At 65.8% G+C, this 5,469-nt stretch carries 5 protein-coding genes; 1 reads left to right on the forward strand and 4 read right to left on the reverse strand.

Features of this window, described 5'->3' with window-relative positions; translation table 11 throughout:
• Both AB0876_RS34100 and AB0876_RS34105 read right to left on the reverse strand, forming a co-directional pair.
• A partial coding sequence (locus AB0876_RS34100) for a hypothetical protein (protein WP_526044218.1) occupies positions 1–237 on the reverse strand: 237 nt, incomplete at its 3' end.
• 369 nt (positions 238–606) lie between these two features.
• A complete protein-coding gene (locus AB0876_RS34105; protein ID WP_157894409.1) occupies positions 607–747 on the reverse strand; it encodes a hypothetical protein in 141 nt (46 codons plus the stop codon).
• A gap of 424 nt (positions 748–1,171) precedes the next feature.
• Between AB0876_RS34105 and AB0876_RS34110 the strand changes: the two genes are divergently transcribed.
• Positions 1,172–2,413 (forward strand): IS256 family transposase, encoded by a 1,242-nt coding sequence (locus AB0876_RS34110; RefSeq protein WP_394329132.1) that lies wholly within the window; start codon positions 1,172–1,174, stop codon positions 2,411–2,413.
• Between the two features lie 112 nt (positions 2,414–2,525).
• Here AB0876_RS34110 and AB0876_RS34115 read toward each other — a convergent pair whose 3' ends face one another.
• Together AB0876_RS34115 and AB0876_RS34120 are read right to left on the reverse strand one after the other, a co-directional pair.
• Positions 2,526–3,752, reverse strand: coding sequence for an IS110 family RNA-guided transposase (locus tag AB0876_RS34115; protein WP_043416428.1), 1,227 nt, complete (start codon positions 3,750–3,752; stop codon positions 2,526–2,528).
• 235 nt (positions 3,753–3,987) lie between these two features.
• On the reverse strand, positions 3,988–5,070 hold the full coding sequence (locus tag AB0876_RS34120) for an IS110 family RNA-guided transposase (protein ID WP_047041150.1): 1,083 nt from the start codon (positions 5,068–5,070) through the stop codon (positions 3,988–3,990).
• Positions 5,071–5,469: the final 399 nt, after the last annotated feature.

A 5,469-nucleotide genomic window follows, 5' to 3' on the forward strand; every position in this document is an offset into this window, starting at 1 on the left:
GATCACCACGATCAGCACCGACCACGGTGCGCCGGTGATCGCCGGGGCGAGGTTGCGGGCGGGCAAGGCCAACTCCGGCAAGGGCGCAGCCCGCACACCGCAGCACGGCCGCTGGCCATCCAACGGCTCGCCGCCGGGCTGGTGGCCATCACCCATGGCCTCGACCGCGCCCACATCGGCGCCATCTGCGACGCACTGACCGCCGCCGGCATTGATCCCGCGGTGTGGTCCGCCCACGCGGTGAACGACAAGCTCAACACCGACATGCGCGTCCGCGGAGGAACCTGGCCCGATCACATCGCCAACCCTGGTGCGTTCCTGCACAGCCGGTTACGACGATTGTCTTGGACACCACCGGAGCCTGCGAGAAATGCCGGCGGCTGCGCCGCCGCCAGCATCGACCCGACGCCGACACCTGTCGTGCTGACCGACGCCTCGCGAGCCCGGATTGCGGCCGCCCAACAAGAAATCCGACAAGTGCTCCACGACCGCGCTCAGCGCACTCTCACAAGGACGCGCGTCAACAGCACGTCCGACGGGCAATCACCAGCACCAACACCCTGGCTGGGCGCCAGCCAAGCTGGAGACGACCTCCAGCGGGTACGTTCACGCGTCCGGCAGCCCGGGTAACGGCCACCCACGATCAATGGTGAACCCGCCGTCACCGACGACGTGCTCACCGGTGACCAGCCAACGCACCACCGCGATTGCACCTGACCCGCCGTGATCGGACAACACACGCGTCACCGCCGACTCCACCGCGCTCACGCCCATCAGTGCCTCACCGCGAACATCACCGACGCCCCTGGACGTGTCGTGAACGGCGTGCAGTGATGCGCTCCCGCCACCGTCTCACCAACCACATCTCGACTAGCTCCACCGCCACGTCGCCCTGCGTTGCCCAGTCACCCAACAGCTCGCAGTACCGCAAATAGTGAGCCCAGGTGAACCGGGCTGCGACCGGCTCACCGACCCACCCCAGATGAACCAACGACGCGACAGCTTGTTGGTCGAGCAGCTGCGGCCCCACCACGGCGCTCGGAGCAGTCGAGGCGGGCACACCGCCGGTCGTCAAGGGGACTGTCGGAATAACGGTGGATCTGGGCTTGGTCTGACACGCCGGGCGTGAGCTTGGCGGGAAGGACTGATGATGTCCGAAACACTCGAATCCATGGCGATCGATGTGGATCAACGCCAGCTCGCAGAGCAGCTGCTGGCGCAAGCGAAGGAACGGGGAATCGAGCTGGTCGGCCCGAATGGCCTGCTCAACCAGTTGACCAAGAATGTCCTCGAGACCGCGCTGGACGCGGAAATGGCCGAGCACCTGGGCTATGACAAGCACGACCCGGCTGGACGCGGCAGCGGCAACTCCCGCAACGGCAGCAGATCGAAGACGGTGTTCACCGAGATCGGCCCGGTCGAAATCGAGGTACCGCGAGATACCAACAGCACCTTCGACCCGGTGATCGTGAAAAAGCGTCAGCGCCGGTTGACCGGCGTCGATGAGATTGTGTTGTCGCTGACCGCCAAAGGACTCACTACCGGGGAGATCGCGGCCCATTTCGACGACGTCTACGGCGCTACTGTCTCCAAGGACACCATCTCCAAGATCACCGACAAGGTGATCGAGGAGATGACCGAGTGGTGCAACCGGCCGCTGGAATCGGTGTATCCGGTGGTGTTCATCGACGCGATCTTCGTCAAGGTCCGCGACGGCCAGGTCAGCAACCGACCTGTCTACGTGGCCATCGGGGTCACCTGCGCCGGGGAACGTGACATCCTCGGGCTGTGGGCCGGCGACGGCGGCGAGGGTGCGAAGTTCTGGCTGTCGGTGCTCACCGAGATCAAGAACCGCGGCACCGGCGATGTATGCATCGTGGTCTGCGACGGCCTCAAAGGCTTGCCGGATGCGATCAACACCGTGTGGCCGCGAGCAGTGGTTCAGACGTGTGTGATCCATCTGTTGCGCAACACGTTTCGCTATGCGTCGCGCAAGTACTGGGATCAGATCGCCAAGGATATCCGGCCTGTATACACCGCGGCGACCGAGGCTGCGGCCAAGGAACGCTTCAGTGAGTTCACCGCCAAATGGGGTGCCCAGTACCCGGCGATCACCCAGCTCTGGCAGAACGCCTGGAGCGAGTTCGTGCCGTTCCTGGACTACGACATCGAGATCCGCCGCGTCATCTGTTCGACGAACGCGGTGGAATCGCTCAATGCCCGCTACCGGAGGGCAATTCGGGCCCGCGGGCACTTCCCGACCGAACAGGCCGCGATGAAGTGCCTCTACCTGGTGACCCGATCCTTGGACCCCACCGGCCGAGGTAAGGCACGATGGGCAATGAGGTGGAAGCCCGCGCTCAACGCGTTCGCGATCACCTTCAACGGCCGGATCACTCCGACCGGCAACTAACCAATGCCAAGCCAGATCCACCGTTTATCTGACAGTCCCGTCGTCAAGGACGTGTGATGGGTGGCCCACAGGTACAGCGAGACCACGCTAGACATCCCAGGACCGTAAGTTGTCAAGCGGCCTTGGCGTCGGGGGTGGTTTGGCGGTGTGCCCAGGCTTTGTGCTCGTCGTAGGCGGTGTGGTGGCGCAGGCAGCCGTGCAGGATGCCGACGAGGCGGTTACCGAGGGCACGTAGGGCTTGGTGGTGGGTATCGCCGGCGGCGCGGTGCTGGTCATAGAACGCGCGGGCACCGGGACTGTTGGTCAGGGCGCAGAAGGCCCATTGGTCGATCACGTCGTAGAGGCGGCGGTTGCGGACGTGGCGGGCCAGCACGGCGCGTTTCTTGCCCGACGCGACGGTCAATGGCGATGTTCCGGCGTAGTTTTTGCGAGACTTGGCGGTGGTGTAGCGGTTCGGGTCGTCCCCGAACTCACCGAGCACCCGGGCGCCGAGGGTGACACCGAGTCCTGGCAGGGAGAGGTAGATGTCGGCGTCCGGGTGTGCCTCAAAATGTGTTGCCAACTGGGCCTCGAGATCGGCGATCTGATGGTTGAGCTCGGCGATGATGGCGACCGCAGCGCGGGTGCTCGCCCCGAATGCGGCGGTGACCGCGGGCGCGGCGGCGAGCTGCTCGACGCGCAGCGCGGTCTGAATCTCTAGGGCCCTGGCATCGAGGTTGCGTTGTCGCCCCGCGGCTTTGAGTGCCGATCGGATCTTGGAGATGCTCAAACGGGCGGCCTCGGCCGGGGTGGGAGCGCGACCCAGGATGGCCAGGGCATCGCGGTCAGACAGCGAGTCGAAGGCCTCCAACGCGCCCGGGTAGTACTCCCGCAACGCACTGCGCAGCGTGTTGGTGTTGCGGTTGCGCGCCCAGATCAGGTTCTGATGCGCCCGGGCCAGCACCTTGACCGCCTCCACGTCGGGGCTGTCCCCGGCGATCGGGCGGTGGTTGTGGCGGTCGGTGCGCACCAGATCGGCCAACAGTTTGGCGTCGGCGGCATCGGACTTCGCGCCTGAGACCTGGTGGCGGTCGCGGTAGCGGGCCACCGCGAGCGGGTTGACCGAGAACACCTGGTAGCCGGCTGCGGCCAGCGCTTGTACCCACAGGCCGCGGTCGGTTTCGATGCCGATCACCACCTGGGTGGGTTCCTCGGCGTGGGTGGCCACCAGTTCGTGGAACCCACCGACCCCGGCAAGTCCCTCCGGGAGCCGACGCGAGGCCAGTGTGGTCCCGTCGGCGCTCATCAAATGGATGTCGTGGTGGTCCTCGGCCCAATCGTCTCCAACGAAGATCGTCAACTCGCCTCCCTGCTCGATGGGGGTGAAACCTGTTCGAGCCGAAGGCCACCCGGCGGCAACCTAATGGATCAGTGCTCGCATCGGCACGACACCCCATCAGCGCTATAGGCGACCTCACCAACCGGCCGGGGCACGATCTAGCTGTTCTTCACGGGTAGGTTGTGAACGCGTAGGCGCTCGATTGGTGTCATTCCGCCGATGCCGGTGTGGGGTCGGTGGACTCTTCTATGTCTTGTCAAGCGGCTTGGGGCTTGGTGTTGGGCTCGGCGTGGAGGCTTTCGAGGTTCCGGTAGAGCTGGCGGGCTAGGTAGCGCTTGAGGCAGCGTCGGATTTCCTTGGTGGTGCGTCCTTCGGCGCGGCGGCGTTCGACGTAGGCCCGGGTTTCGGGGTCGTGGGTCATGCGGGTGATGACAGCCATGTGCAGGGCGCGATTGAGGCGCCTGTCGCCGCCGCGGTTGAGTCGGTGGCGGATGGTGTTGCCCGAGGAGGCGGGTATCGGGCTGACGCCAGCCAAGGCAGCGAACGCCGCTTCGGAGCGAACCCGGCCGGCGTGAGACCAGGCGGTGTAGACGACCGCGACGGTGACGGGGCCGATGCCAGTCTTGTCCAGCAGTGCAGCGGCCTTGCTGGTGTGGATGAGATCGATGATCTGTGCCTGGTTGGCCGCGAGTTGCTCGTTGAGAGCGACCACTCGCTTGGCCATCCGGACTGCCTCGGCGCGGGCGGTGCTCGTGGCAACGTCCTCGGCCCGGGTGCGCCAGCGGGCGACCTCACCAATCTGGCCGGCAGTCAACGGCTTACGGGCGTCGATACCCAGAGCGGCTACGCGCAGCAACGCGGTGAGCGCGTTGACGGTCGCGGTGCGTTCGGTTGTCATGTGTTCACGAGCAGTGACAAGAACCCGCAATGCCGCTCGGATACCGTCGTCGCTGCGTGGCCGGCGCAGTTGCTCAGGCTCAAGGGACAAGACTGCGGCTGCGATCCTGCGGGCATCGAAGGGGTCAGACTTGCCGGCACCGCGATGGGCCCGTGCGTCCATTCGAGCTGCCTCCACAACTTCGAAGCCGGCTCGCTTCGCTACCGAAGCCAAATGGGCTCCGTAGGTGGCGACGCCTTCGATGACCCACAAGGTGGCCATCTCGCCATCGGTGCGGCGCGCGGCCCAGGCGACAGCCCGGTCCATGCCCGCAGCGGTGGCAGGGAACTGCTCAGTGGCGACCGGTTCGCCGGTGGCCGCCACCAACACGGCCAGGGTGTGAGTGCGGGCGTGGGTGTCCACCCCGATGACGAACGGGTGGGCATGCGCAACGATGGTCATAGCGGCGGGTTTCCTTCCAGAGGCGGGACAGATCCGGCCGTCAACACGGCCGGCGCCGGCCTGGATGGAAGTCACTTCGGAACAGCACTGTGATGAGCCACGATCCGCCTTCGGCGGGGACGGGCAGTCTTCTGATCAAGTCACCGAGGTGGAGCCGGGTCAGCGTCGGCCGCCCGCCCCGGTGCCGGACAAGTCCACCGAAACGCACACGCGGGGCGAATGATTGTATGAGTCACAACCCAAGGCGAGACGACCGCCGCTAACCCTGCCAGCCAGTCCCAGACCAGCCACCTGAAGACTCACAGTGATTGTAGTGATGCAGCCAGTGCTGGTAGGTTCCGGCGCGTTCGGCCTCAGAGCGGTAGGTCTGCGCATAGGCCCATTCGGTGGTCAGGGTGC

Source organism: Mycobacterium sp. NPDC049093, assembly GCF_040704635.1.
In the GTDB taxonomy this organism is placed as follows: domain Bacteria; phylum Actinomycetota; class Actinomycetes; order Mycobacteriales; family Mycobacteriaceae; genus Mycobacterium.